Origin of the sequence: Streptomyces sp. NPDC056144 (assembly GCF_042264145.1) — a bacterium.
Classification (GTDB): Bacteria; Actinomycetota; Actinomycetes; order Streptomycetales; family Streptomycetaceae; genus Streptomyces.
The window spans coordinates 201124-223893 of the sequence record NZ_JBHJVF010000001.1; the positions used below are offsets into that span (position 1 = coordinate 201124).

The 22770-nt window shown below is 72.6% G+C and carries 21 protein-coding genes; 15 read left to right on the forward strand and 6 right to left on the reverse strand.

What is annotated here, in order from left to right; genetic code table 11:
• Window positions 1-106 precede the first annotated feature (106 nt).
• Window positions 107-2533, reverse strand: a complete 2427-nt coding sequence (locus tag ACFC0Z_RS00895; RefSeq protein ID WP_376431323.1) for a Tex family protein — start codon at window positions 2531-2533, stop codon at window positions 107-109.
• A gap of 124 nt (window positions 2534-2657) precedes the next feature.
• On the reverse strand, window positions 2658-3524 hold the full coding sequence (locus ACFC0Z_RS00900; RefSeq protein ID WP_376431325.1) for a hypothetical protein: 867 nt from the start codon (window positions 3522-3524) through the stop codon (window positions 2658-2660).
• A 130-nt stretch (window positions 3525-3654) separates the two neighbouring features.
• Between ACFC0Z_RS00900 and ACFC0Z_RS00905 the strand changes: the two genes are divergently transcribed.
• The gene (locus tag ACFC0Z_RS00905; RefSeq protein ID WP_376431327.1) at window positions 3655-4635 is read left to right on the forward strand and encodes a GlxA family transcriptional regulator; all 981 of its coding nucleotides are present in this window, start codon (window positions 3655-3657) and stop codon (window positions 4633-4635) included.
• 15 nt (window positions 4636-4650) lie between these two features.
• The gene (locus ACFC0Z_RS00910; protein ID WP_376431329.1) at window positions 4651-5292 is read left to right on the forward strand and encodes a DJ-1/PfpI family protein; all 642 of its coding nucleotides are present in this window, start codon (window positions 4651-4653) and stop codon (window positions 5290-5292) included.
• A 6-nt stretch (window positions 5293-5298) separates the two neighbouring features.
• Here the strand turns inward: ACFC0Z_RS00910 and ACFC0Z_RS00915 are convergent, their stop codons facing one another.
• Entirely contained in the window at window positions 5299-6042 is a 744-nt protein-coding gene (locus tag ACFC0Z_RS00915; protein ID WP_376431331.1) for an enoyl-CoA hydratase/isomerase family protein, read from the reverse strand.
• Between the two features lie 226 nt (window positions 6043-6268).
• On the opposite strand from ACFC0Z_RS00915, the gene ACFC0Z_RS00920 reads away from it, so the two are divergent.
• Complete coding sequence (locus ACFC0Z_RS00920; RefSeq protein WP_376431333.1) at window positions 6269-6745, forward strand: ATP-binding protein; 477 nt, start codon at window positions 6269-6271, stop codon at window positions 6743-6745.
• Window positions 6746-6754: 9 nt separating this feature from the next.
• Here ACFC0Z_RS00920 and idi read toward each other — a convergent pair whose 3' ends face one another.
• From idi to ACFC0Z_RS00935, 3 genes are all read right to left on the reverse strand, one after another.
• Window positions 6755-7375: an isopentenyl-diphosphate Delta-isomerase gene (idi, locus tag ACFC0Z_RS00925; protein WP_376431335.1), complete on the reverse strand. Its 621-nt coding sequence runs from the start codon at window positions 7373-7375 to the stop codon at window positions 6755-6757.
• 174 nt (window positions 7376-7549) lie between these two features.
• Window positions 7550-8797: a GNAT family N-acetyltransferase gene (locus ACFC0Z_RS00930; RefSeq protein WP_376431337.1), complete on the reverse strand. Its 1248-nt coding sequence runs from the start codon at window positions 8795-8797 to the stop codon at window positions 7550-7552.
• Window positions 8798-9001: 204 nt separating this feature from the next.
• On the reverse strand, window positions 9002-9943 hold the full coding sequence (locus ACFC0Z_RS00935; RefSeq protein ID WP_376431339.1) for a cation diffusion facilitator family transporter: 942 nt from the start codon (window positions 9941-9943) through the stop codon (window positions 9002-9004).
• Window positions 9944-10298: 355 nt separating this feature from the next.
• On the opposite strand from ACFC0Z_RS00935, the gene ACFC0Z_RS00940 reads away from it, so the two are divergent.
• The 12 genes from ACFC0Z_RS00940 to ACFC0Z_RS00995 all read left to right on the forward strand — a co-directional run bounded on the left by ACFC0Z_RS00940 (window position 10299) and on the right by ACFC0Z_RS00995 (window position 22728).
• Entirely contained in the window at window positions 10299-12122 is a 1824-nt protein-coding gene (locus ACFC0Z_RS00940; RefSeq protein WP_376433404.1) for a DUF5941 domain-containing protein, read from the forward strand.
• Complete coding sequence (locus ACFC0Z_RS00945) at window positions 12119-12871, forward strand: sugar phosphate nucleotidyltransferase (RefSeq protein WP_376431341.1); 753 nt, start codon at window positions 12119-12121, stop codon at window positions 12869-12871. Before ACFC0Z_RS00940 ends, ACFC0Z_RS00945 begins: the two co-directional genes overlap by 4 nt.
• Complete coding sequence (locus tag ACFC0Z_RS00950) at window positions 12859-13920, forward strand: iron-containing alcohol dehydrogenase family protein (RefSeq protein ID WP_376431343.1); 1062 nt, start codon at window positions 12859-12861, stop codon at window positions 13918-13920. Before ACFC0Z_RS00945 ends, ACFC0Z_RS00950 begins: the two co-directional genes overlap by 13 nt.
• The gene (locus tag ACFC0Z_RS00955; RefSeq protein WP_376431345.1) at window positions 13898-14677 is read left to right on the forward strand and encodes a CDP-alcohol phosphatidyltransferase family protein; all 780 of its coding nucleotides are present in this window, start codon (window positions 13898-13900) and stop codon (window positions 14675-14677) included. The genes ACFC0Z_RS00950 and ACFC0Z_RS00955 overlap by 23 nt, the downstream gene beginning before the upstream one ends.
• Before the next feature lie 47 nt (window positions 14678-14724).
• Window positions 14725-15570, forward strand: a complete 846-nt coding sequence (locus ACFC0Z_RS00960) for a glycosyltransferase family 2 protein (protein ID WP_376433406.1) — start codon at window positions 14725-14727, stop codon at window positions 15568-15570.
• Window positions 15571-15618: 48 nt separating this feature from the next.
• Window positions 15619-16548 carry an ABC transporter permease gene (locus ACFC0Z_RS00965; RefSeq protein ID WP_376431347.1) on the forward strand — a complete coding sequence of 310 codons (930 nt, stop codon included), beginning with the start codon at window positions 15619-15621 and terminating at the stop codon, window positions 16546-16548.
• On the forward strand, window positions 16541-17332 hold the full coding sequence (locus ACFC0Z_RS00970; protein WP_376431348.1) for an ABC transporter ATP-binding protein: 792 nt from the start codon (window positions 16541-16543) through the stop codon (window positions 17330-17332). The genes ACFC0Z_RS00965 and ACFC0Z_RS00970 overlap by 8 nt, the downstream gene beginning before the upstream one ends.
• Window positions 17333-17449: 117 nt before the next feature.
• Entirely contained in the window at window positions 17450-18061 is a 612-nt protein-coding gene (locus tag ACFC0Z_RS00975; protein ID WP_376431350.1) for a TetR/AcrR family transcriptional regulator, read from the forward strand.
• Between the two features lie 311 nt (window positions 18062-18372).
• Complete coding sequence (gene hpnC, locus ACFC0Z_RS00980; RefSeq protein WP_376431352.1) at window positions 18373-19284, forward strand: squalene synthase HpnC; 912 nt, start codon at window positions 18373-18375, stop codon at window positions 19282-19284.
• Window positions 19281-20231 (forward strand): presqualene diphosphate synthase HpnD, encoded by a 951-nt coding sequence (gene hpnD / locus ACFC0Z_RS00985; protein ID WP_376431354.1) that lies wholly within the window; start codon window positions 19281-19283, stop codon window positions 20229-20231. Before hpnC ends, hpnD begins: the two co-directional genes overlap by 4 nt.
• Entirely contained in the window at window positions 20231-21631 is a 1401-nt protein-coding gene (gene hpnE, locus ACFC0Z_RS00990) for a hydroxysqualene dehydroxylase HpnE (protein WP_376431356.1), read from the forward strand. The genes hpnD and hpnE overlap by 1 nt, the downstream gene beginning before the upstream one ends.
• Window positions 21628-22728, forward strand: a complete 1101-nt coding sequence (locus ACFC0Z_RS00995; RefSeq protein WP_376431358.1) for a polyprenyl synthetase family protein — start codon at window positions 21628-21630, stop codon at window positions 22726-22728. The genes hpnE and ACFC0Z_RS00995 overlap by 4 nt, the downstream gene beginning before the upstream one ends.
• Window positions 22729-22770: the final 42 nt, after the last annotated feature.

Genomic DNA, 22770 nt, shown 5'->3' on the forward strand with positions numbered 1-22770 from the left:
GGTGCGCTCCCCCCCAAACCCCCGCGGTAGACCCACCGGCACAGGACACACGCCCCCCCCCCCGCACCCGCGGGGGGCGCGGCCTTCTCTCGTGTACGGGTGCGACTCAGCGGCGCTTGCCGCCGCCGCCCTCGCCGAGGAGCCCGGCCTTGCGCAGGGCGTCCGCCATGGCGCTGTTGCCGGGGGCGGGGGCCTGCGCCGTGGAACGACCGCCGCGGTCGTTCCGGCGACCGCCGCCGTCACCGCCGCGACCGCCGTCACGGCCGTCACCGCGACCGCCGCCGCCCTGTCGCTGCTGCGGAGGACGCCCGCCCTGGCCGCCCCGCTCGCGCTTCGGCGCGCCGCCGGCCGACGCGTCCGCGCCCGCCTCGTCGTCCAGGCGGAGCGTCAGCGAGATCCGCTTGCGCGGGATGTCGACGTCCATGACCTTGACCTTGACCACGTCACCCGGCTTCACGACGTCGCGCGGGTCCTTGACGAAGGTCTTCGACATCGCCGAGACGTGCACCAGGCCGTCCTGGTGAACGCCGATGTCGACGAACGCGCCGAAGGCGGCCACGTTCGTGACGACGCCCTCCAGGACCATCCCCGAGGCCAGGTCGCCGATCTTCTCGACGCCCTCCTTGAAGGTGGCCGTCTTGAACGCGGGCCGCGGGTCGCGGCCGGGCTTCTCCAGCTCGCGCAGGATGTCCGTCACGGTCGGCAGACCGAAGGTCTCGTCGACGAACGCGTCGGCCCGCAGCGAGCGCAGCGTGCCCGTGTCGCCGATGAGCGCGGCGACCTGGCCACCCGTGGTCTTCGCCATCCGCCGCACGACGGGGTACGCCTCCGGGTGCACCGCGGAGGCGTCGAGCGGGTCGTCGCCGCCCCGGATGCGCAGGAAGCCCGCGCACTGCTCGTACGCCTTCGGGCCGAGCCGCGCCACGTCCTTGAGCGCCTTGCGGGAGCGGAAGGGGCCGTTGGCGTCGCGGTGCGCGACGATGTTCTCGGCGAGGGTCGCGCTGATGCCGGAGACGCGTGAAAGCAGCGGCGTGGAAGCGGTGTTGACGTCGACACCGACGCCGTTCACACAGTCCTCGACCACGGCGTCGAGCGAGCGCGAGAGCTTCACCTCGGCCAGGTCGTGCTGGTACTGGCCGACGCCGATCGACTTCGGGTCGATCTTCACGAGCTCGGCCAGCGGGTCCTGGAGCCGTCGGGCAATCGAGACCGCGCCGCGCAACGACACGTCCAGGCCCGGGAGTTCCTGCGAGGCGAAGGCGGAGGCCGAGTAGACCGAGGCGCCGGCCTCCGAGACCATCACCTTCGTCAGGTTCAACTCGGGGTGCTTCGCGAGCAGTTCACCGGCGAGCTTGTCGGTCTCGCGGGACGCCGTGCCGTTGCCGATCGCGACCAGCTCGACCGCGTGCTCCTTCGCGAGCCGGGCCAGCCTGTCGAGCGCCTGGTCCCACTTGTTGGCGGGCACGTGCGGGTAGATCGTGTCGGTGGCCACGACCTTGCCGGTCGCGTCCACGACGGCGACCTTCACGCCCGTACGGAAACCGGGGTCGAGGCCCAGGGTCGCGCGGGTGCCGGCGGGCGCGGCGAGGAGCAGGTCGCGGAGGTTCGCGGCGAAGACCCGGACGGCCTCGTCCTCGGCGGCCGTCCGCAGCCGGAGCCGCAGGTCGATGCCGAGGTGGACGAGGATGCGGGTGCGCCAGGCCCAACGGACGGTGTCCTGGAGCCACTTGTCGCCGGGGCGGCCCCGGTCGGCGACGCCGAAGCGGTGGGCGACGATCCCCTCGTACGAGGACGGGCCCTCCGTGGCCTCCTCCGGGACGAGCTCCAGGCTGAGGACGTCCTCCTTCTCGCCGCGCAGCATGGCGAGGATCCGGTGCGAGGGGAGCGCGGTGAACGGCTCGGCGAAGTCGAAGTAGTCGGCGAACTTCGCGCCCGCCTCCTCCTGCCCGTCGCGGACCTTCGCGGCGAGCCGGCCGCGGCCCCACATGCGCTCGCGGAGCTCGCCGATGAGGTCGGCGTCCTCGGAGAACTTCTCGGTGAGGATCGACCGCGCGCCCTCCAGGGCGGCGGCGGTGTCCGCGACGCCCTTGTCCGCGTCGACGAAGGCCGCGGCGGCGGCCGTCGGCTCCACGGACGGGTCGGCGAGCAGCCCCTCGGCGAGCGGGGTCAGACCGGCCTCGCGGGCGATCTGCGCCTTGGTCCTGCGCTTCGGCTTGAAGGGCAGGTAGATGTCCTCCAGGCGCGCCTTGGTGTCGGCGGCCAGGATCCGGGCCTCGACCTCGGGGGTCAGCTTGCCCTGCTCGCGTACCGAGTCGAGGATCGCCGAGCGGCGGTCCTCCAGCTCGCGCAGGTAGCGCAGCCGCTCTTCGAGCGTGCGCAGCTGCGCGTCGTCGAGCATCTCGGTCGCTTCCTTGCGGTAGCGCGCGATGAACGGCACGGTCGAACCGCCGTCGAGCAGCTCGACGGCCGCCTTCACCTGTCGCTCGCGTACGCCGAGCTCCTCGGCGATCCTTGCTTCGATGGACGTCGTCACGGTGTCCCGACTCGCCTTCTCGTGCCTCAAGCTTGCGGCCCCATTCTGCCGGGTCGACCACCCCGGCGGGGCAACCGCCCCGTCCCGCGCGCGTCCCGCGTCCCCGCTCGCCGGTCCCCGGCGGTCAGCCCTTGCCGATGAGGTCGGCCGGGAAGGCGCCCGCCGTCGCCGCCGTGACCAGGAAGTCGCGGCCCAGTTCGGTGAGCCGCTCGACGCCGGTCGCGCCGAGGTGCTCGTACGGGGCGGAGTCCAGCCGGTCGGTGTGCAGTTCGAGCTCCTCGCGCAGGGCCGTGCCCGCCTCCGTGAGCTCTCCCTCGGCGTCGAGCAGCCCGCGCCCGCGCAGCCGTTCCGTGGCGGCCTCCCAGTCGGCGCGCGCCCAGCCGCGCGAGCCGAGGACCCAGCGAGGGGACATGCCCTTGCCGGTGGCGGTGTGCGAGACGAGCGCCTCGACCGGGTCGAGGCCCGCCGCGAGCAGGGCCGAGAGGTGGCCGTCGCCCCGGTGCTCGCGCAGGAGGGTGGTGGCGTACCAGTACGCGAGGTGCGGGGCGTCCGGCACCGGGAGGTCCGCGTGGGCCGAGTACAGGGGCCGGGCGTGCCGGGTGCAGGCCTCCGTGGCCCGCAGCGCGAGGACAGCGGCCTCGGCCATCTCGGGCGAGGAGACGGTCTCCTCGCCGAGGAGGCGGCGCAGGGTGGTGTCGACGGCGCGCAGCCGCGCGGCCAGGACCTCGGAGGGGGCGGCGGTCTCCCACACGGCGGGGAAGTACCGGGCGAGGTGCGTGTGGTCGTAGTTGTAGAAGGTGGCGGCGACGGTCCCCGCGCCCACCGCGCCGAGCGCGGCGCTCCGCGAGGCGAGCCGCATCGCGGCCGGGTCGGTGAACCCGAGGGCGCCGAACTCGCGGTCCAGGTCCGGGGAGAAGTACACGGTGGAGTGGATCGGGTTGAGGGCGTTGTGACAGCGGCGGCCCGCGCGCGGCGGCAGAGAGGTCGACATGGGACCGGACGTTACCGACTGGTCGGTACGAAGGGAAAGGGCGTCGGCGGACGACTCCCCGCCGCCCGATGGCAGAAAAGGTGGGATGTACGTCGTTGCGGACATCGCGGGGCCCGCCAAGGATGGACCCATGACGCAGCGACCCGTTCTCGTCGTCCTCTTCGACGGCGTGCAGAGCCTCGACGTCACCGGCCCCTTCGAGGTCTTCGCCGGTGCCGCCCGCGCCGCCGGAGACCCCTCCGCGTACCCGATCCGCACCGCCTCCCTCGACGGCGGAGCGGTCCGCACGCACAGCGGCCTGCGCCTGCTGCCCGACACGACCCTCGCCGAGGCCGTCGCCGACGGCCCGCCCCACACCCTCCTGGTCCCCGGCGGCGAGGGCACCCGGACGCCCGCCCCCGCCCTCGTCGCGTGGCTGCGCGAGAACGCCCCGGACGCCGAGCGGCTCGTCTCCGTCTGCACCGGCGCGCTGCTCCTCGCCGAGGCGGGGCTCCTCGACGGCCACCGCGTGACCACCCACTGGCTCGCCTGCGAACGCCTCGCCCGCCGCCACCCCGCCGTCGAGGTCGACCCCGAGCCCATCTTCGTACGGGACGGGCGGCTCGCCACCTCCGCCGGCGTCACCGCCGGGATCGACCTGGCGCTCGCCCTCGTCGAGGAGGACCTGGGCCGGGACGTCGCCCTCACCGTCGCCCGCCACCTCGTCGTGTTCCTGCGCCGCCCCGGCAACCAGGCCCAGTTCAGTGCCCAGCTCGCCGCCCAGACCGCGCGGCGCGAGCCGCTGCGCGACCTCCAGCAGTGGATCACCGAGCACCCGGACGGGGACCTCTCCGTCGAGGCGCTCGCCGCCCGGGCCCGGCTCTCGCCCCGCCACTTCGCCCGCGCCTTCCAGGCCGAGACGGGCACCACTCCCGGCTGGTACGTCGACCGGGTCCGCCTCGAACACGCCCGCCGCCTCCTGGAGGAGACCTCGCGCGGCGTCGAGGAGGTCGCCCGCGCCTCCGGCTACGGCACCCCCGAGGCGATGCGCCGCGCCTTCGTCAAGGCGCTGGCCACCCCGCCGGCGGAGTACCGCCGGCGCTTCCACGCTCCCGCCCAGCCCGTCGTCTGACCGAAAGGGACCACCATGCAGATCGCCATCCTGCTCTTCGACGGCTTCACCGCGCTCGACGCCGTCGGACCGTACGAGATCCTCTCCCGGCTGCCCGGCGCCGAGACCGTGTTCGTCGCCAAGGAGGCGGGCCCGGTCCGGAACGACCAGAGAAACCTGACGCTCGTCGCGGAGAGCGCCCTCGCCGACGTGCCCCGCCCGGACATCGTCCTCGTCCCGGGCGGCCCCGACGTCCGCGCGGCCAAGGACGACCCGGAGGTCCGGGCCTGGCTGCGGGCCGCCGACGAGACCAGCACCTGGACCACCTCCGTCTGCACGGGCTCCCTGGCCCTCGCCGCCGCCGGCCTCCTGAGGGACCGCCGCGCCACCACCCACTGGCTCGCCTTCGACGAACTGCGGGCGCTCGGCGTCGAGCCCACCGGCGAGCGGGTCGTCTTCGACGGCAAGTACGTCACGGCCGCCGGGGTCTCCTCCGGCATCGACATGGCCCTGCACCTGCTCGGCCGGATCGCCGGGGACGCGACCGCCCAGACGGTCCAGCTGCTCACGGAGTACGACCCGCAGCCGCCGTACGACGCGGGCTCGCCGGAGAAGGCCCCGGCCGAGATCGTCGCCCAGTGGCGCGGGCAGCGCACGGAGACGCTCGTGGGGAAGTGAGGGCCTTCAGAGCCCGTACGTGAAGCGGGGCGCGCGGCGCTCCAGGAAGGCGGCGACCCCCTCGGCGGTGTCGCCGCTGCCGCGCGCCTGCTCCGCCCAGTACGCGTCCCGGTCGAGGCGCCCGTCGGCGAACTCCTTCGCCGCCGCCTGCGTGAGGAGCGAGCGCGAGACGAGGAGGCGGCCGAACTCCGCGACCCGCTTGTCCAGTTCGCCCGCCGGATGCAGCTCGTCCACGAACCCGGTCCGCAGCGCCCGCTCCGCGTCCATCAACTCGCCCGAGAACAGCAGGTACTTGGCGGTCGACGGCCCCACCAGGGCGGTCAGCCTCCGGGTGGACGAGGACGGGTAGACGATCCCGAGCTTCGACGGGGTGATCCCGAACCGGGAGCCCTCCTCGGCGAACCGCAGGTCGCAGGCGGCGGCGAGCTGGCTGCCGCCGCCGACGCAGAAGCCCCGGACGGCGGCCAGGGTCGGCTTCGGGAAGGCCGCGAGGGCCTCCTCGGCCCGTACCGCGAGCGTCTGCTGCTCGTCGCCGGGCTCCCGCAGCGTCGAGATGTCCGCGCCCGCGCAGAACGTCTCCCCCTCGCCGGTGAGGACGAGCGCCCGCACCGCCGGGTCGGCGGCGAGCCGCTCCAGCACGCCGGGCAGCGCACGCCACATCCCGGCGCTCATCGCGTTGCGCTTCGCGGGGTTGGCGATGACGACGGTGGCGACCCCGTCCGTGACGCTGTCCTTCAGCTGCGGCTCCATGGGCCGGATGCTATCCGCCGGGATCTTCCGGGATCCGCCGGGTGTCCTCGCCTGGTCGCGCAGCAAAAAAGCGAGCCGAATCAGTCGCACAACTGACGTCGGCATACTCCATCGATCAGAAGGTGGTCGATAAGTGTCGACTTCTGGTCAGTAGGGCGGGCCGCCCGCGCGGATTGCCAAGACTCGATCCGTGGCGAGAATCGAGCACGAGGGTGGGAACCGTACCGTGGAGACCCACGGAGGTGTACCCGCCCGGTCACCGTCCTACGAAGGAGTCTGGCGCTTCACCGCACCCGCGGTCGACGTCTCCGTCCCGCAGGCCCGGCACGCGGTGCGCGACCTGCTGGTCCGCCAGGCCGTACCCGTCCACGACGACATCATGGACGGCCTGCTGCTGATCGTCTCCGAGCTGGTCACCAACGCCGTGCGGCACGCGGCGCTGCTGTCCCCGGAGATAGCGGTGGAGGTCGCCATCGGCCCCGAGTGGGTCCGGGTGTCCGTCGAGGACAACCACCCGTACCGTCCCAAGGCCCTGGAGGCGGACTGGGGCCAGACCGGCGGCCGCGGGCTGCTCCTGGTCCGGGAGATCGCCCTGGAGGCCGGCGGCGCGTGCGACGTCGAGCACACGGCGAGCGGTGGCAAGATCATCTGGGCGGCGCTGCCCCTGGTCCCGATGGCACCGGGACCAGGGGGCGCGATCTGACCAGGCGTTCTACCAGCCGCCGGAGTCGCCGGTCAGCTCGCGGATCGCGGGGCGCGCCGCGTCGAGCACCGTCATGAACCAGGCGGAGAACGGCGCGGCGGCGTGCCGCTCGGTCAGCTCGGCGGCGGTCACGAACGCGGTGTCCGCGATCTCCTCCGGGTCCGGCCGCGGCTCGGCCTGCACGAGGCCGACGAAGAGGTGGTTGAACTCCTGCTCCACCAGGCCCGAGGCCGGGTCCGGGTGGTTGTAGCGGACGGTGCCCGCCTCGGCCATCAGCGACGGCGAGACCCCGAGCTCCTCGAAGGTGCGCCGGGCGGCGGCGGCGAACGGCGCCTCGCCCGGGTAGGGGTGGCCGCAGCAGGTGTTCGACCAGACGCCGGGGGAGTGGTACTTGCCGAGCGCCCGCCGCTGGAGCAGCAGCCGGCCCGACTCGTCGAAGAGGAAGACGGAGAAGGCGCGGTGCAGCTGGCCCGGCGCCTGGTGGGCGGCGAGCTTCTCCGCCGTGCCGATGGTCGTCCCGTCCTCGTCGACCAGTTCGAGCATGATCGACTCCGGAACCCCGGACGACTGGACACCGTTCGACAGGATCTCCGGCGAGATCTGGTCCGCGGTGGCTGGTGTGGTCGGCATACCCATCCTTCGCTTCGGTCCTCGGCCCCGGTAGGGCCACCCCAGTCTGCCGTACAAAAGCGGCTTGTCCGCACTTCGTCGGCCGGACGGCGCCGCTCCCGTCGCACCGGCGTACGTCGGCGCGACGGGAGCGGCTGACGGCTCAGGGGCCCCAGGCACCCCCGAAGGAGCCGGTCAGACGCCGAAAGCCGCCGGGTAGACGATCGTCCCGGACGGAACGGGTGCGGATTCGTCCAGGACGAGCGCCATCATGGCCTCGTCGGGGACCTCGAAACCTGGCTTGATTCCATATGCGGACGCTCGTACGAACCCGAACTTCGGGTAGTACTCCGGGTGGCCCAGGACGAGGACGAGCGACTCGCCCCGCAGCCGGGCCGCGTCGAGCACCGCCCGGACCACGGCCTGCCCCGCGCCCGTCCGCTGGTACGCGGGAGCCACCGACACCGGCGCGAGCGCCGCCGCGGGGGCGCCGCCCACGAGGCACCGGGTGATCAGCGCGTGCGCCGCGACCGAGCCGTCCGGGGCCTCCGCCACGTACGACAGGCCGGGCAGCCAGGCCTCGGGGTCCTGCCGGAGCGCGTCGACCAGTTCGGCCTCCGCGTCCGAGTCGAAGGCCTCCGCGGTGACCCGCCAGACCGCCGGGGCGTCCTCGGGAGCCTCCGGGCGGACGGGCCAGCGCGGGTCGGCGGGACGCAGGACGAAGCCCGCGTACCCGTAGTCGGTGCCGTGCTCGCGCCGGAGCGCGATCTCGGCACGCGCCCCCGCCACGGCCTCGGCCATGCCGGGGACCGAGGTGTCCGCGGCCTCCACGTGGGTGGCGAGCGGACCGTAGTACTCCGCCCAGTCGCCCTCGGGCTGCGGGACGGTGCCGAGGACGTGGTAGCCGGCCGCGACGGCCGCCGCCGCGTTCGCGGTGACCGTACGGAGCGGGTAGTTCTCGTCCCAGAAGGCGCGGGCCACCGGGCCCGGCTCCCCGGTCGTCCACACGCACTCGGTGAGGACGAGGGTGCCGCCGGGCGCGAGCAGCCTGCGCCACTCGGCCAGCGCCCGGTCGAAGCCGAGGACGAAGACCGAGCTCTCGGCCCAGACCAGGTCGAAGGAGCCGTCGGCGAAGGGCAGTGCGCCCATGTCGGCGTTGAGGGTACGGATCGAGCCGTCGAGTCCGCGCGCGGCGGCGCTCGCGCGCAGCTCGTCGAGGAACGGCTCGTGGGTGTCGACGGCGGTGACCTCGGCTCCCGCCTCGGCGGCGAGGAGCAGCGCGGAACGGCCCGGGCCGCAGCCCAGGTCGAGCACCCGGGGACGCTCGGGGAGCGGCCCCGCGAGCGCGAGGAGCCGACGGGTGGTGGAGTCGGAGCCGGGACCCTGTCGCGGAAGACCGTGGTGCAGGGCGAAGAAGGCGTCGTGCATGGCGTTGTCGGACAACGTGGGAAACCCTTTGAGGTGAGGGTCCCGGCCGACGACGTGACGTACCGGTGGTGAGACCGGGATCAGGTCAGCCGGAGACCCGGAGGCTGAGGGACGACCGGGCGCTGCCGCACTGGGCAGCCTCCATAGCGACGGTCATCAACCTCAGCTCCTCTCCACACGTGTTCGTACGAAAAGCCTAACAGGCGCGGAGCGCGGGAGTCAGAGACAGAGCTTCGCCTCGTGCTGCGCGTGGCCCACCGGCTCCAGCTGGAAGGTGCAGTGCTCCACGTCGAAGTGGGAGCCCAGGCAGCCCTGGAGGTCGTGCAGCATCTTCTCGTGGCCGACCGAGTCGAGCGCGTCCTGGTCCACCACCACGTGGGCGGAGAGGACCGGCATCCCGGAGGTGATCGTCCAGGCGTGCAGGTCGTGGACGCCCTCGACGCCCGGCAGGGCCAGGATGTGGGCCCGTACCTCCGCCATGTCGACGCCCTTGGGGGCCGCCTCCAGGAGGACGTCCAGCGTCTCGCGCAGCAGCTTGAGCGTGCGCGGCACGATCATCAGGCCGATCACGATCGAGGCGATCGGGTCCGCGTACTGCCAGCCGGTGGCGAGGATGATGCCGGAGGCGACGATCACCGTCACCGAGCCGAGCGCGTCCGCGAGGACCTCCAGATAGGCGCCCCGGACGTTGAGGCTCTCCTTCTGCCCGCGCATGAGCAGGGACAGGGAGATGATGTTGGCCACCAGGCCGACCACCGCGAACGCGATGGCCAGTCCGCCCTTGGTCTCCGCCGGCTCGACGAACCGCTGGATCGCCTCGTACAGCACGTAGCCGCCGACGACGAGCAGCAGCAGACAGTTGGCGAGCGCGGCCAGGATCTCGGCCCGCGCGAAGCCGAAGGTGCGGTTGCCGGAGGGCGGGCGGTTGGCGAAGTGGATGGCGAGCAGGGCCATCGCGAGGCCGACCGCGTCGGTCGCCATGTGGGCCGCGTCCGCGATCAGGGCGAGCGAGTCGGCGACCACACCGCCGATGATCTCGATCACCATCACGGAGAGTGTGATGCCGAGCGCGATCCGCAGCCGGTTCTTGTACGCGGCCCCGGCGGTGCCCGTCGGGGGCGGTCCCCCGTGGCTGTGCCCGTGGTCGTGTCCAGCCCCCATGACATGGCCTCCCGGTCGAGTCGTTCCGTCTGCCCAGGGGCCCAGTGAACTACGGGAGGGGGGTATCTGCAACACGGTACTGAACACCGTTGTCATTGCCCTGACCTGCGACGATGCCCTCCCGGCCGACCGTGGCGGGAAACCGCTCCCGGGGGCCGGTCCCGGTGCGACACCCGCATCCGCGCGTCCGCGGGCCGTCCCGGGGGAGTCCGGCCCGAGAAGCCTCGGTGAACTCACGCTCTGTTCATCCGATAGCCTCAGCCGACGTGTCGCCGCCCGGTGCGGAGCGCACCGCAGCGCCCCGGGCCGTCATGGGCCCGACGGCCCCTCTGTCAGCTCCAAGGAGTGAGTTCGTCTGTCGACCGCCATCCTCACCGGCCCGCCGGCACCCGGATCCTCGCTCGACGGTGATCTGCGGTCGCTCGGCTTCGACGTCCGGATCGCCTCCGGCGCCGAGGAAGCGGGCGCGCTGCTGGCCGCCGTACCGGCGGGGGAGCGCGTCGCGCTCGTCGACCCCCGGTTCGTCGGCCACCGCCACGCGCTGCGCCTCACCCTGACCGACCCCCGGTTCCCGGCCGCCGCGGCGCCCGGCGCGATGACCGCGCAGAGCGCGGCCCGCCCCGCGCTCGCCCGCGCGCTGACCGCCGCCTCCGTCCCCGGTGCGGACCGGGCCACCGGCACGCTCACCGACGACCTCGCCGACGACCTCCCCGGCACGCTCGCCGACGCCCTCGACGCCGACGGCGTCGCCGTGCACCGGCCGCAGCTCGGCACCCTCGTCGCCACCGTGCCCGGCGACGACACGGCCCGCGCCGAGGCCCGCGCCGCCGTCGCCGCCGTCGACGAGGAGGCCGTACGCCTCCGCTCGGCGGTCAAGGCCCACGACGGCTTCTTCACCACCTTCTTCATCAGCCCGTACTCGCGGTACATCGCCCGCTGGTGCGCGCGCCGCGGACTGACCCCCAACCAGGTCACCACCGCCTCGCTGCTCACCGCGCTGATCGCGGCCGGCTGCGCGGCGACCGGCGAGCGCGGCGGCTACGTCGCCGCCGGCGTGCTGCTCCTCGTCTCCTTCGTCCTCGACTGCACGGACGGGCAGCTCGCCCGGTACGCGCTCAAGTACTCGACGATGGGCGCCTGGCTCGACGCGACCTTCGACCGGGCCAAGGAGTACGCCTTCTACGCGGGCCTCGCGCTCGGCGCCGCCCGCAACGGCGACGACGTCTGGGCCCTCGCGCTCGGCGCGATGATCCTCATGACCTGCCGGCACGTGGTCGACTTCTCGTTCAACGAGGCCAACCACGACGCCACGGCGAACACGAGCCCCACCGCGGCCCTCTCCGACCGGCTCGACAACCTCGGCTGGACCGTCTGGGCCCGCCGCATGATCATCCTGCCGATCGGCGAGCGCTGGGCGATGATCGCGGTCCTCACCGCCCTCACCACGCCCCGGATCGTCTTCTGGGCGCTGATCGTCGGCTGCGCCTTCGGCGCCTGCTACACCACCGCCGGCCGCGTCCTGCGCTCCCTGACCCGCAAGGCCACCCGCACCGACCGCGCCGCCCAGGCCCTCGCGGACCTGGCGGACTCGGGCCCGCTGGCCACCCTCTTCGCCCGGATCGGCCGCCGCCGTACCGCCAAGGGCTTCACGGCGCCGCTCCTCGCGCTCGTCGCCGCCGTGCTGATCCTGGTCAACTCGTACGTCGTCGGCCCCGGGCCCGCGAACATCGCGGCGGCCGTCGGCTACGCCTGCTTCGCCGGATTCGCGGTCGCCGCGCCCCTCAAGGGCGCCCTCGACTGGCTCGTCCCGCCGATCCTCCGCGCGGCCGAGTACGGCACGGTCCTGGTCCTCGCCGCGAAGTCGGACGCCCCCCAGGCGCTCCCCGCCGCATTCGGGCTGGTCGCGGCCGTCGCCTACCATCACTACGACACGGTGTACCGCATTCGCGGAGGCACCGGCGCGCCGCCCGCGTGGCTGGTGCGCGTCACCGGCGGACACGAGGGGCGCACGCTCCTGGTGACCGTCCTCGCCGCCTTCCTGGCGGACCGCGGTGACGACTTCACCCTGGCACTGACCGCACTCGCGGTCGCCGTCGCGCTCGTGGTGCTCGTGGAGTCCATCCGTTTCTGGGTCTCCTCCGGAGCACCCGCCGTTCACGACGAAGGAGAAACAGCATGATCGGCCTCGTACTGGCAGCCGGTGCCGGACGGCGTCTGCGTCCCTACACCGAGACGCTTCCGAAGGCCCTCGTGCCCGTGTCCGGCGAGGGCACCGAGAACGAGCTGACCATCCTCGACGGGACGCTCAAGAACTTCGCCGAGATCGGCCTCACCGATGTCGCGATCATCGTCGGCTACCGCAAGGAGGCCGTCTACGCCCGCAAGGAGGCCCTGGAGGCCAAGTACGGGCTGAAGATCACGCTGATCGACAACGACAAGGCCGAGGAGTGGAACAACGCCTACTCCCTCTGGTGCGGCCGTGACTCGATCAAGCACACCGTGATCCTCGCCAACGGCGACACCGTGCACCCGGTCTCCGTCGAGAAGACCCTGCTCGCCGCCCGCGGCGACGGCAAGAAGATCATCCTCGCCCTCGACACGGTGAAGACCCTCGCCGACGAGGAGATGAAGGTCATCGTCGACCCGGAGAAGGGCGTCCAGCGCATCACCAAGCTGATGGACCCCGCCACCGCCACCGGCGAGTACATCGGTGTCACCCTCATCGAGGGCGAGGCGGCCGAGGAGCTCGCCGACGCGCTCAAGACCACCTTCGAGCGGGACCCCGACCTCTACTACGAGGACGGCTACCAGGAGCTGGTCAACCGCGGCTTCAAGATCGACGTGGCCCCCATCGGCGACGTCAAGTGGGTCGAGATCGACAACCACGACGACCTCGCCAAGGGCCGGGAGATCGCGTGCCAGTACTGACCCGACTGATCCCGTCGCCGGTCGTCGTCGACATCCGCGGGGGAGCGCTGGACGACCTGTCCTCGATCCTCGCGGACCAGCGGATCTCCAGCAACGGCAAGATCGCTGTCGCGATCAGCGGCGGGTCGGGTCTCAAGCTGCGTGACCGGTTCGCGCCGGAGCTGCCGGGTGCCGACTGGTACCCGGTGGCCGGCGGGACGATCGACGAGGCCGTGAAGCTCGCCGACGCCATGCGCGGCAAGCGGTACGACGCCGTGGTCGCCCTCGGCGGCGGCAAGATCATCGACGTGACGAAGTACGCGGCGGCCCGGGTGGGCCTGCCGCTGGTGGCCATCGCCACCAACCTCTCGCACGACGGGATCTGCTCCCCGATCTCGACCCTGGACAACGACAACGGCCGGGGTTCGTACGGTGTGCCCACCCCGATCGCCCTCGTCATCGACCTGGACGTGATCAGGGACGCCCCGATCCGGTTCATCCGTTCCGGCATCGGCGACGCGATCTCCAACATCTCCGCCCTCGCCGACTGGGAGCTCTCCCACCAGGTGAACGGGGAGCCCGTCGACGGCCTCGCGGCCGCCATGGCCCGCAGCGCCGGCGAGGCCGTGCTCCGCCACCCCGGCGGGGTCGGCGACGACGACTTCCTCGTCACCCTCTCCGAGGGCCTGGTGATGTCCGGCATCGCCATGTCGATCAGCGGGGACAGCCGCCCCTCCTCGGGCGCCTGCCACGAGATCAGCCACGCCTTCGACCTGCTCTTCCCGACGCGGGCCGCGAGCCACGGCGAGCAGTGCGGTCTCGGCGCGGCCTTCGCCATGCACCTGCGCGGCGCCCCCGAGGGCTCCGCCCAGATGGTCGAGACCCTGCGCCGGCACGGGCTGCCCGTGCTGCCGGAGGAGATGGGCTTCACCGTGGACGAGTTCGTCCAGGCGGTGTCCTTCGCCCCGCAGACCCGGCCGGGCCGCTTCACCATCCTGGAACACCTCGACCTGTCCGACGACGAGATCAGGGACGCGTACGCCGACTATGCAAAAGCCATCGGTAGCTGAGCTCCGTCCGGTCGTCCACCCCCCGGGTGTGAAGGACCGGCGGAGCGGTGAGCACTGGGGCGGCCGCCTGTACATGCGGGAGATCTCCCTCCGCATCACCCGGCGGCTGGTGACCACCAAGGTCACGCCCAACCAGCTGACCTACCTGATGACCCTCTTCGGCGTGCTCGCCGCCCCGGCGCTCCTGGTGCCGGGCATCGCGGGCGCCGTCCTCGGTGTCGTGATGGTCCAGATGTACCTGCTGCTCGACTGTGTCGACGGCGAGGTGGCCCGCTGGAAGAAGCAGTTCTCTCTGCAGGGCGTCTGGCTGGACCGCGTCGGCGCGTACCTCTGCGACGCGGCGGTGCTCGTGGGCTTCGGCCTGCGCGCCGCCGACCTGTGGGGCTCGGGCCGGATCGACTGGCTGTGGGCCTTCCTCGGCACGCTGGCCGCGCTCGGCGCGATCCTGATCAAGGCCGAGACCGACCTCGTCGGTGTCGCCCGGCACCAGGGCGGGCTGCCGCCGGTCAAGGAGTCGGCCTCCGAGCCGCGCTCCTCCGGCATGGCGCTGGCCCGCAAGGCCGCCGCCGCGCTCAAGTTCCACCGCCTGATCCTGGGGATCGAGGCCTCCTTCCTGATCCTGTTCCTCGCCATCGCGGACCAGATCAGGGGCGACCTCTTCTTCTCCCGGCTGGGTGTCGCCGTCCTCTGCGGCATCGCCCTGCTCCAGACCGTGCTGCACCTGGTCTCGATCCTGGTATCGAGCAGGCTGAAGTGAGGCCGGCCGTGAGTGCGCCGCTCAAGGTGGGTGCCGTCGTCATCACGATGGGCACCCGCCCCGACGACCTGCGCGCGTTGATCGACTCGGTCGCCAAGCAGGAGGGCGACCCGGTCGAGGTCGTCGTCGTCGGCCAGGGCACCCCGGTCACCGGGGTGCCCGACTGGGTACGGACCGTCGACCTGCCGGAGAACGTCGGCATCCCGGCGGGCCGCAACGTCGGCATCGAGGCCTTCGGGCCCGGCGGCACCGACGTCGACGTCCTGCTCTTCCTCGACGACGACGGCCTCCTCGCGCACACGGACACCGCCGAGCTCGTCCGCCAGGCGTTCACGGCCGACCCGCGGCTCGGGATCATCAGCTTCCGGATCGCCGACCCGGAGACCGGCGAGACCCAGCGCCGGCACGTCCCGAGGCTCCGCGCCTCGGACCCGATGCGCTCCTCCCGGGTCACCACCTTCCTCGGTGGCGCCAACGCCGTCCGGACCAAGGTCTTCGCCGAAGTCGGCCTGCTCCCGGGCGAGTTCTTCTACGCGCACGAGGAGACCGATCTCGCCTGGCGGGCGCTCGACGCCGACTGGATGATCGACTACCGTTCCGACATGGTGCTGTTGCATCCCACCACCGCACCGTCCCGCCACGCCTCGTACCACTTCAACGTGGCCCGCAACCGCGTCTGGCTGGCACGTCGCAATCTGCCCGCGCCTCTGGTGCCGGTGTATCTCGGCGTCTGGCTCCTTCTCACCCTCGCCCGTCGGCCCTCGCTCTCCGCCCTCAAGGCGTGGTCCGGCGGTTTCCGCGAGGGATGGGCCGCCCCCTGCGGGCCCCGGCGCCCCATGAGGTGGCGTACGGTGTGGCGGCTGACCCGGCTGGGTCGCCCCCCGGTCGTCTGACATCGTGGTACCGACGTGCCGCGTATTTTGAACACGAAGGTTTCGACTGTGAGTGACACACCCCAGGGCGGGGCGGTCGCGACGAGCGCGCCCCCCTCCCCCGACGCGGGCCTTGCCCCGGCCGAGCTGGCCGCGAAGTACGGCCTCTCGGTCAGCGGCGCCCGGCCCGGGATTTTCGCGTACGTGCGCGACCTGTGGAGCCGCCGCCACTTCATCCTGGCCTTCTCCTCGGCGAAGCTCGCCGCCCAGTACAGCCAGGCGAAGCTGGGCCAGGTGTGGCAGGTGGCGACCCCGCTGCTCAACGCCCTGGTCTACTACCTGATCTTCGGGCTGATCCTGGGCGCCGGACAGGGGATGACCAAGGAGGTCTACATCCCCTTCCTGGTCACCGGCATCTTCGTGTTCACCTTCACCCAGAGCTCGGTCATGGCCGGTGTCCGGGCGATCTCGGGCAACCTCGGTCTCGTGCGCGCCCTGCACTTCCCCCGCGCCACCCTCCCGATCTCCTTCTCGTTGCAGCAGCTCCAGCAGCTGCTGTACTCGATGATCGTGCTCGTGGCCGTCGCCATCGCGTTCGGCAGCTACCCCTCCCTCCGGTGGCTGCTCGTGATCCCGGCGCTCGCCCTCCAGTTCGTGTTCAACACGGGCCTCGCCATGATCATGGCCCGGATGGGCGCGAAGACGCCCGACCTCGCCCAGCTCATGCCCTTCATCATGCGGACGTGGATGTACGCCTCCGGCGTCATGTTCTCGATCAAGACGATGCTGGCCGACAAGCCGGCCTGGATCGCCGACATCCTCATGTACAACCCCGCCGCGGTGTACATGGACCTGATCCGCTTCGCCCTCATCGACGGCTACAGCGCGAGCAACCTGCCCGACCACGTCTGGATCACCGCGCTCGCCTGGGCCGTGGTCTTCGGCATCGGCGGCTTCGTCTACTTCTGGAAGGCCGAGGAGAGGTACGGCCGTGGCTGACACCACCGAGCGGGACGCGCAGGTCCCCACCGTCATCTGCGACGACGTCCACATCGTCTACCGGGTCCACACCGGCGGCGGGGGCAAGGGCAGCGCCACCGCGGCCCTCAGCCGGATCGTGGGCCGCGGCAAGGCCGAGGTCTCCCGGGGCGTCCGCAAGGTCCACGCCGTCCGGGGCGTCACCTTCACCGCGTACAAGGGCGAGGCCATCGGCCTCATCGGCAGCAACGGCTCCGGCAAGTCCACGCTGCTGCGCGCCATCGCCGGCCTGCTCCCCACCGAGAGCGGCAAGGTCTACACCGACGGCCAGCCCTCGCTGCTCGGCGTCAACGCGGCCCTGATGAACGACCTGACGGGTGAGCGCAACGTGATCCTCGGCGGGCTCGCCATGGGCATGAGCCGCGAGGAGGTGCGCTCCCGCTACGACGGCATCGTCGACTTCTCCGGCATCAACGAGAAGGGCGACTTCATCAGCCTCCCGATGCGGACGTACTCCTCCGGCATGGGCGCCCGGCTCCGCTTCGCCATCGCGGCCGCCAAGAACCACGACGTCCTCCTCATCGACGAGGCGCTCGCGACCGGTGACCGCAAGTTCCAGATCCGCTCCGAGGAGCGCATCCGCGAGCTGCGCAAGGAGGCCGGCACGGTCTTCCTGGTCAGCCACAGCAACAAGTCCATCCGGGACACCTGCGACCGGGTGCTCTGGCTGGAGAAGGGTCAGCTCCTGATGGACGGCCCGACGGACGAGGTCATCAAGGCGTACGAGCGGGAGACCGCCCGCTAGCGCCCCCGATCGCGCTGCGGAGCCCCTGCCGGTCACCCGGTAGGGGCTCTTCCGGTTTCCGCGCGTCGCGCCCCCACCTGGAATGTTCATGCGGTCAACATCGGGCAGGATGAGCCCATGGCAGCGATCTCGGGGGGAAAGACCTACCACCACGGCGATCTGCGCAACGCGCTGATCTGCGCGGCCGTCGACCTCGCCACCGACGGCGGCCCCGAGCGGGTCGTCCTGCGCGAGGCCGCCCGCCGGGTCGGCGTCTCGCCCACCGCCGCCTACCGCCACTTCGACGGACGGGGCGAGCTGCTCCGTACGGTCAAGGTCCATGCCCTGCGCCTGCTCGCCGACTCGATGGAGTCGGCCGTGGCCCGCGAGCCCGGCGCCGACGACGCCGCCCTGGCGGCCGAGCGCAGGCTCGTCGCCCTCTGCCGGGGGTACGTCGGCTTCGCCGTGGAGCAGCCCGGTCTCTACCGGGCGGCGTTCTGCGTCCCCCGGACCGCCGAGGGGCCCGAACCCTGCGCCGAACCCGAGGTCAGGGCGTTCACGCTGCTGAAGGAAGCCCTGGAGGCCCTGGAGTCCCTGGAGGTGGCGGCCGGCGTGGCCGCGTGGTCGGCCGTGCACGGACTGTCACTGCTCCTGCTCGAAGGCCCCCTCCGCCGCCTGCCCGCCCAGCGCAGGAACGACGTCGTCGAATCCACCCTCGCGATGGTCGTCTCCGGCACCCGGGTCCGCTGACCTCCGGCATCCCCAACTTCCCCTCTTTGCAGGGGTGTTGTGTGCGCGTGCGGGCGAAGTGCCTGCTCGGTGCCACCCCCGAACGCCGACGGCCGTCGTACAACGTAAGCTGGACCGGTCTGTTTCGAGGCAAGTAGGGCCATACCCCGCGGCCATCGGGTCGCCCGGAGACGGCCCGGCGGGCAGGGGTAGGCGGCGTGTCCGAAATAGGATGGATTGGATCGGCAGTGTAGAACGGGAGTCGTGACGGCCATGACGCAGAATCTCCAGCTCCACGAGGGTGTCGCCGTCCCCTTGTCGGACAGCGCCCAGTGACGGGTACCCGGCAGGTGCGCCCCGACGCCTCCTCGCGCACCACACTCGGCAAGGCCGCGGACGAGAACTTCCCCGTGGCCCCCTTCTTCCTGCCCCGCGAGTGGCGCGACGACCTCATGGCCGTCTACGGCTTCGCCCGCCTCGTCGACGACATCGGCGACGGCGACCTCGCCCCCGGCGGCGCCGACGCCCGTCACCTGGGACTCTCCCCGGAGGAGACGGAGAACCGTCTCGCCTTCCTCGACGCCTTCGAGACCGACCTCCGGCGCGTCTTCGACGGCACCCCGCACCACCCCCTGCTCCGCGCGCTCCAGCCGACCGTCCGCCGGTGCGGCCTCACGCCCGAGCCCTTCCTCGGCCTGATCGCGGCCAACCGCCAGGACCAGCAGGTCCGCCGCTACGAGACGTACGACGACCTCCTCGCGTACTGCGAGCTCTCGGCGAACCCCGTCGGCCGCCTGGTCCTCGGCATCACCGGCACCGCGACGCCCGAGCGGATCCGCCGCTCCGACGAGATCTGCACCGCGCTCCAGGTCGTCGAGCACCTCCAGGACGTCGCCGAGGACCTCGGCCGCGACCGGATCTACCTGCCGGCGGAGGACCTGAAGCGCTTCCACGTCACCGAGGACGACCTCGCCCGGCCCACCGCCGGAGCCTCCGTGCGCGCGCTGATCGCCTACGAGGCCCAGCGCGCCCGCGACCTGCTGGACGCCGGTGAGCCGCTCGTCGGCAGCGTCCACGGCCGTCTCCGCCTGCTTCTCGCGGGCTTCACCGGCGGGGGGATCGCGGCGCTCGACGCGATCACCGACGCCGGATACGACGTGCTCGCCGGCCCGCCGAAGGCCGGCAAGCCGAGCCTGATGCGCCAGGTCGGAGCGGTCATGCTCCGGGCGCGGAAAGAGGGGTGAGCGTGACCGTGGAGGGACTGTCCCAGCCGTCCGCGCCGGTCCAGGCCGCCTACAGCTACTGCGAGGCGGTCACCGGGCAGCAGGCCCGTAACTTCGCGTACGGGATCAGGCTGCTGCCGGCCGACAAGCGCCAGGCGATGTCGGCGCTGTACGCGTTCTCGCGCCGCGTCGACGACATCGGCGACGGCCCGCTCGCGCCCGAGGTCAAGCGGGAGCGGCTCGAAGCGACCCGCGCCCTGCTCGACCGGATCCGCGCGGGCGAGGTCGAGGAGGACGACACCGACCCCGTCGCCGTGGCGCTCGCCGACTCGGCCCGCCGCTTCCCGATCCCGCTCGGCGGCCTCGACGAACTCATCGACGGCGTCCTCATGGACGTGCGCGGCGCGACCTACGAGACCTGGGACGACCTGAAGGTCTACTGCCGCTGCGTCGCGGGCGCCATCGGCCGGCTCTCCCTCGGCGTCTTCGGCACCCAGCCCGGCGCCCGGGACGCCCACAAGGCCCCCGAGTACGCCGACGTCCTCGGCCTCGCGCTCCAACTCACCAACATCCTCAGGGACGTCCGCGAAGACGCGGGCAACGGACGCACCTACCTGCCCGCCCAGGACCTCGACAAGTTCGGCTGCCAGGACGGCTTCGGCAGCGCGACCATGCCCGTCGGATCCGACTTCGCCGGGCTCGTCCACTTCGAAGTCCGGCGCGCCCGCGCCCTGTTCGCCGAGGGGTACCGGCTCCTGCCGATGCTCGACCGCCGCAGCGGCGCCTGCGTCGCCGCCATGGCCGGCATCTACCGGCGCCTCCTCGACCGGATCGAGCGCGACCCCGAGGCCGTGCTGCGCGGCCGGGTCTCGCTGCCGGGACGCGAGAAGGCGTACGTCGCGGTGCGCGGCCTCTCCGGCCTCGACACCCGCGGCATCGCCCGACGCGACGTCAGGAGGCGTGCCTGATGGGGACGTACGACACCGGGGCGGGCGAACGGCGGCCGCACGCCGTCGTCGTCGGCGGCGGTCTCGCCGGAGTCACGTCCGCGCTCCAGCTCGCCGACGCCGGGGTGCGGGTCACCCTGCTCGAAGGGCGGCCCCGGCTCGGCGGCCTCGCCTTCTCCTTCCGCCGCGGCGACCTGAGCGTCGACAACGGCCAGCACGTCTACCTGCGGTGCTGCACCGCCTACCGCTGGTTCCTCGACCGGATCGACGGCGCCCACCTCGCCCCCGTCCAGGACCGCATGGACGTGCCCGTCCTCGACGTCGCCCACCCCAAGGGGCCGCGCCTCGGCCGGCTGCGCCGCGACGCCCTCCCCGTACCGCTGCACCTGGCCCGCAGCCTCGCCGCCTACCCGCACCTCAGCCTCGCCGAACGCGCGAGCGTCGGCCGCGCCGCGCTCGCGCTCGGCCGGCTCGACCCCGCCGACCCGGCCCTCGACGGCATCGACTTCGCCACCTGGCTCGGCCGTCACGGCCAGTCCCCGCGGACCGTCGAGGCGCTGTGGGACCTCGTCGGCGTCGCGACCCTCAACGCCACCGCGCCGAACGCCTCGATGGGCCTCGCCGCGATGGTCTTCAAGACCGGCCTGCTCTCCGAGGCCGGGGCCGCCGACATCGGCTGGGCCCACGTCCCGCTCGGCGACCTCCACGACACCCTCGCGGGCAAGGCCCTCGAAGCCGGGGGCGTGCGGGTCGCGCTGCGCACCAAGGCCGAGCGGATCTCCCGTACGGACGACGGGCGTTGGTCCGTCGAGGTGCCCGGGGAGACCCTCGACGCCGACGCGGTGGTCCTCGCCGTGCCGCAGGCCGAGACGCACGCGCTGCTGCCCGAGGGCGCCCTCGACGACCCCGACCGGCTTCTCGACATCGCCACGGCGCCCATCCTCAACCTGCACGTCGTCTACGACCGCAAGGTCCTGCGGCAGCCGTTCTTCACCGCCCTCGGCTCCCCGGTGCAGTGGGTCTTCGACCGCACCGAATCCTCCGGCCTCAAGGGCCCCGGACAGTACCTCGCGGTGTCCCAGTCCGCCGCCCAGGACGACATCGACGAGCCCGTCGCCGTCCTGCGCGAGCGGTACCTCCCGGAGCTGGAGCGGCTGCTGCCCGCCGCCCGGGGCGCCGGGATCCGCGACTTCTTCGTCACCCGGGAGCGGACAGCGACGTTCGCCCCCACCCCCGGCGTCGGGCGGCTCCGCCCCGGCGCCCGCACCCGGGCAACCGGCCTCTACCTGGCCGGATCCTGGACCGCCACCGGCTGGCCCGCGACCATGGAGAGCGCCGTCCGCAGCGGCTTCAGCGCAGCGGGCGCCGCGCTCTCCACCCTCGGCCGCCGTCATGACCATCCGCTGCAGGAGGCGGCATGACTGTGAGTACCGGAACAAGAGGAGAGACCGTGCCGACTGCGCAGCCGGGTAATCCGGCCGTCGACACCGCGGACGTGTCCGCACTGCTGGAGCGGGGGCGGACCCTGTCCACCCCCGTACTGCGGGCGGCCGTCGACCGCCTCGCACCGCCCATGGACACCGTGGCCGCCTACCACTTCGGGTGGATCGACGCCCAGGGCAACCCCGCCGACGGCGACGGCGGCAAGGCCGTCCGCCCGGCGCTCGCCCTGCTGTCGGCCGAGGCCGCGGGCGCCGCGCCCGAGGTCGGCGTCCCCGGCGCCGTCGCCGTGGAGCTCGTCCACAACTTCTCGCTGCTCCACGACGACCTGATGGACGGCGACGAGCAGCGCCGCCACCGGGACACCGTGTGGAAGGTGCACGGCCCCGCGCAGGCCATCCTCGTCGGCGACGCGCTCTTCGCGCTCGCCAACGAGCTGCTGCTCGAACTCGGCACCGTCGAGGCCGGCCGGGCCACCCGCCGCCTCACCACCGCCACCCGCAAGCTCATCGACGGCCAGGCCCAGGACATCAGCTACGAGCACCGCGAGCGGGTCACCGTCGAGGAGTGCCTGGAGATGGAGGGCAACAAGACCGGCGCCCTCCTCGCCTGCGCCGTCTCCATCGGCGCCGTCCTCGGCGGCGCCGACGACCGGACCGCCGACAAGCTGGAGGAGTACGGCTACCACCTCGGCCTCGCCTTCCAGGCCGTCGACGACCTGCTCGGCATCTGGGGCGACCCGGAGTCCACCGGCAAGCAGACCTGGAGCGACCTGCGCCAGCGCAAGAAGTCCCTCCCGGTCGTCGCCGCGCTCGCCGCCGGCGGTCCCGCCTCGGAGCGGCTCGGCGAACTCCTCGCCGAGGACGCCAAGTCCAACGACTTCGACTCGTTCTCCGAGGAGGAGTTCGCCTTCCGCGCCGCCCTCATCGAGGAGGCCGGAGGACGCGAGTGGACCTCCCAGGAGGCCCGCCGCCAGCACGCCATCGCGATCGAGGCCCTGCACGAGGTGGACATGCCCGCCCGCGTGCGGGAGCAGCTCACCGCGCTCGCCGACTTCGTGGTCGTACGGAAGCGATGAGCGCCCGCACCCTGATATGAGTTCGCGGTCGCCGGCCGGTGC

Coding starts and splice junctions, on each gene's coding strand:
- ACFC0Z_RS00900 (WP_376431325.1), bottom strand. CDS start 3,524: ATGTCGACCTCTCTGCCGCCGCGCGCGGGCCGCCGCTGTCACAACGCC.
- idi (WP_376431335.1), bottom strand. CDS start 7,375: ATGCCGACCACACCAGCCACCGCGGACCAGATCTCGCCGGAGATCCTG.
- ACFC0Z_RS00975 (WP_376431350.1), top strand. CDS start 17,450: ATGGCAGCGATCTCGGGGGGAAAGACCTACCACCACGGCGATCTGCGC.
- ACFC0Z_RS00915 (WP_376431331.1), bottom strand. CDS start 6,042: ATGGAGCCGCAGCTGAAGGACAGCGTCACGGACGGGGTCGCCACCGTC.
- ACFC0Z_RS00995 (WP_376431358.1), top strand. CDS start 21,628: ATGACTGTGAGTACCGGAACAAGAGGAGAGACCGTGCCGACTGCGCAG.
- ACFC0Z_RS00935 (WP_376431339.1), bottom strand. CDS start 9,943: ATGGGGGCTGGACACGACCACGGGCACAGCCACGGGGGACCGCCCCCG.
- ACFC0Z_RS00910 (WP_376431329.1), top strand. CDS start 4,651: ATGCAGATCGCCATCCTGCTCTTCGACGGCTTCACCGCGCTCGACGCC.
- ACFC0Z_RS00905 (WP_376431327.1), top strand. CDS start 3,655: ATGACGCAGCGACCCGTTCTCGTCGTCCTCTTCGACGGCGTGCAGAGC.
- ACFC0Z_RS00960 (WP_376433406.1), top strand. CDS start 14,725: ATGGGCACCCGCCCCGACGACCTGCGCGCGTTGATCGACTCGGTCGCC.
- ACFC0Z_RS00955 (WP_376431345.1), top strand. CDS start 13,898: ATGCAAAAGCCATCGGTAGCTGAGCTCCGTCCGGTCGTCCACCCCCCG.
- ACFC0Z_RS00945 (WP_376431341.1), top strand. CDS start 12,119: ATGATCGGCCTCGTACTGGCAGCCGGTGCCGGACGGCGTCTGCGTCCC.
- hpnE (WP_376431356.1), top strand. CDS start 20,231: ATGGGGACGTACGACACCGGGGCGGGCGAACGGCGGCCGCACGCCGTC.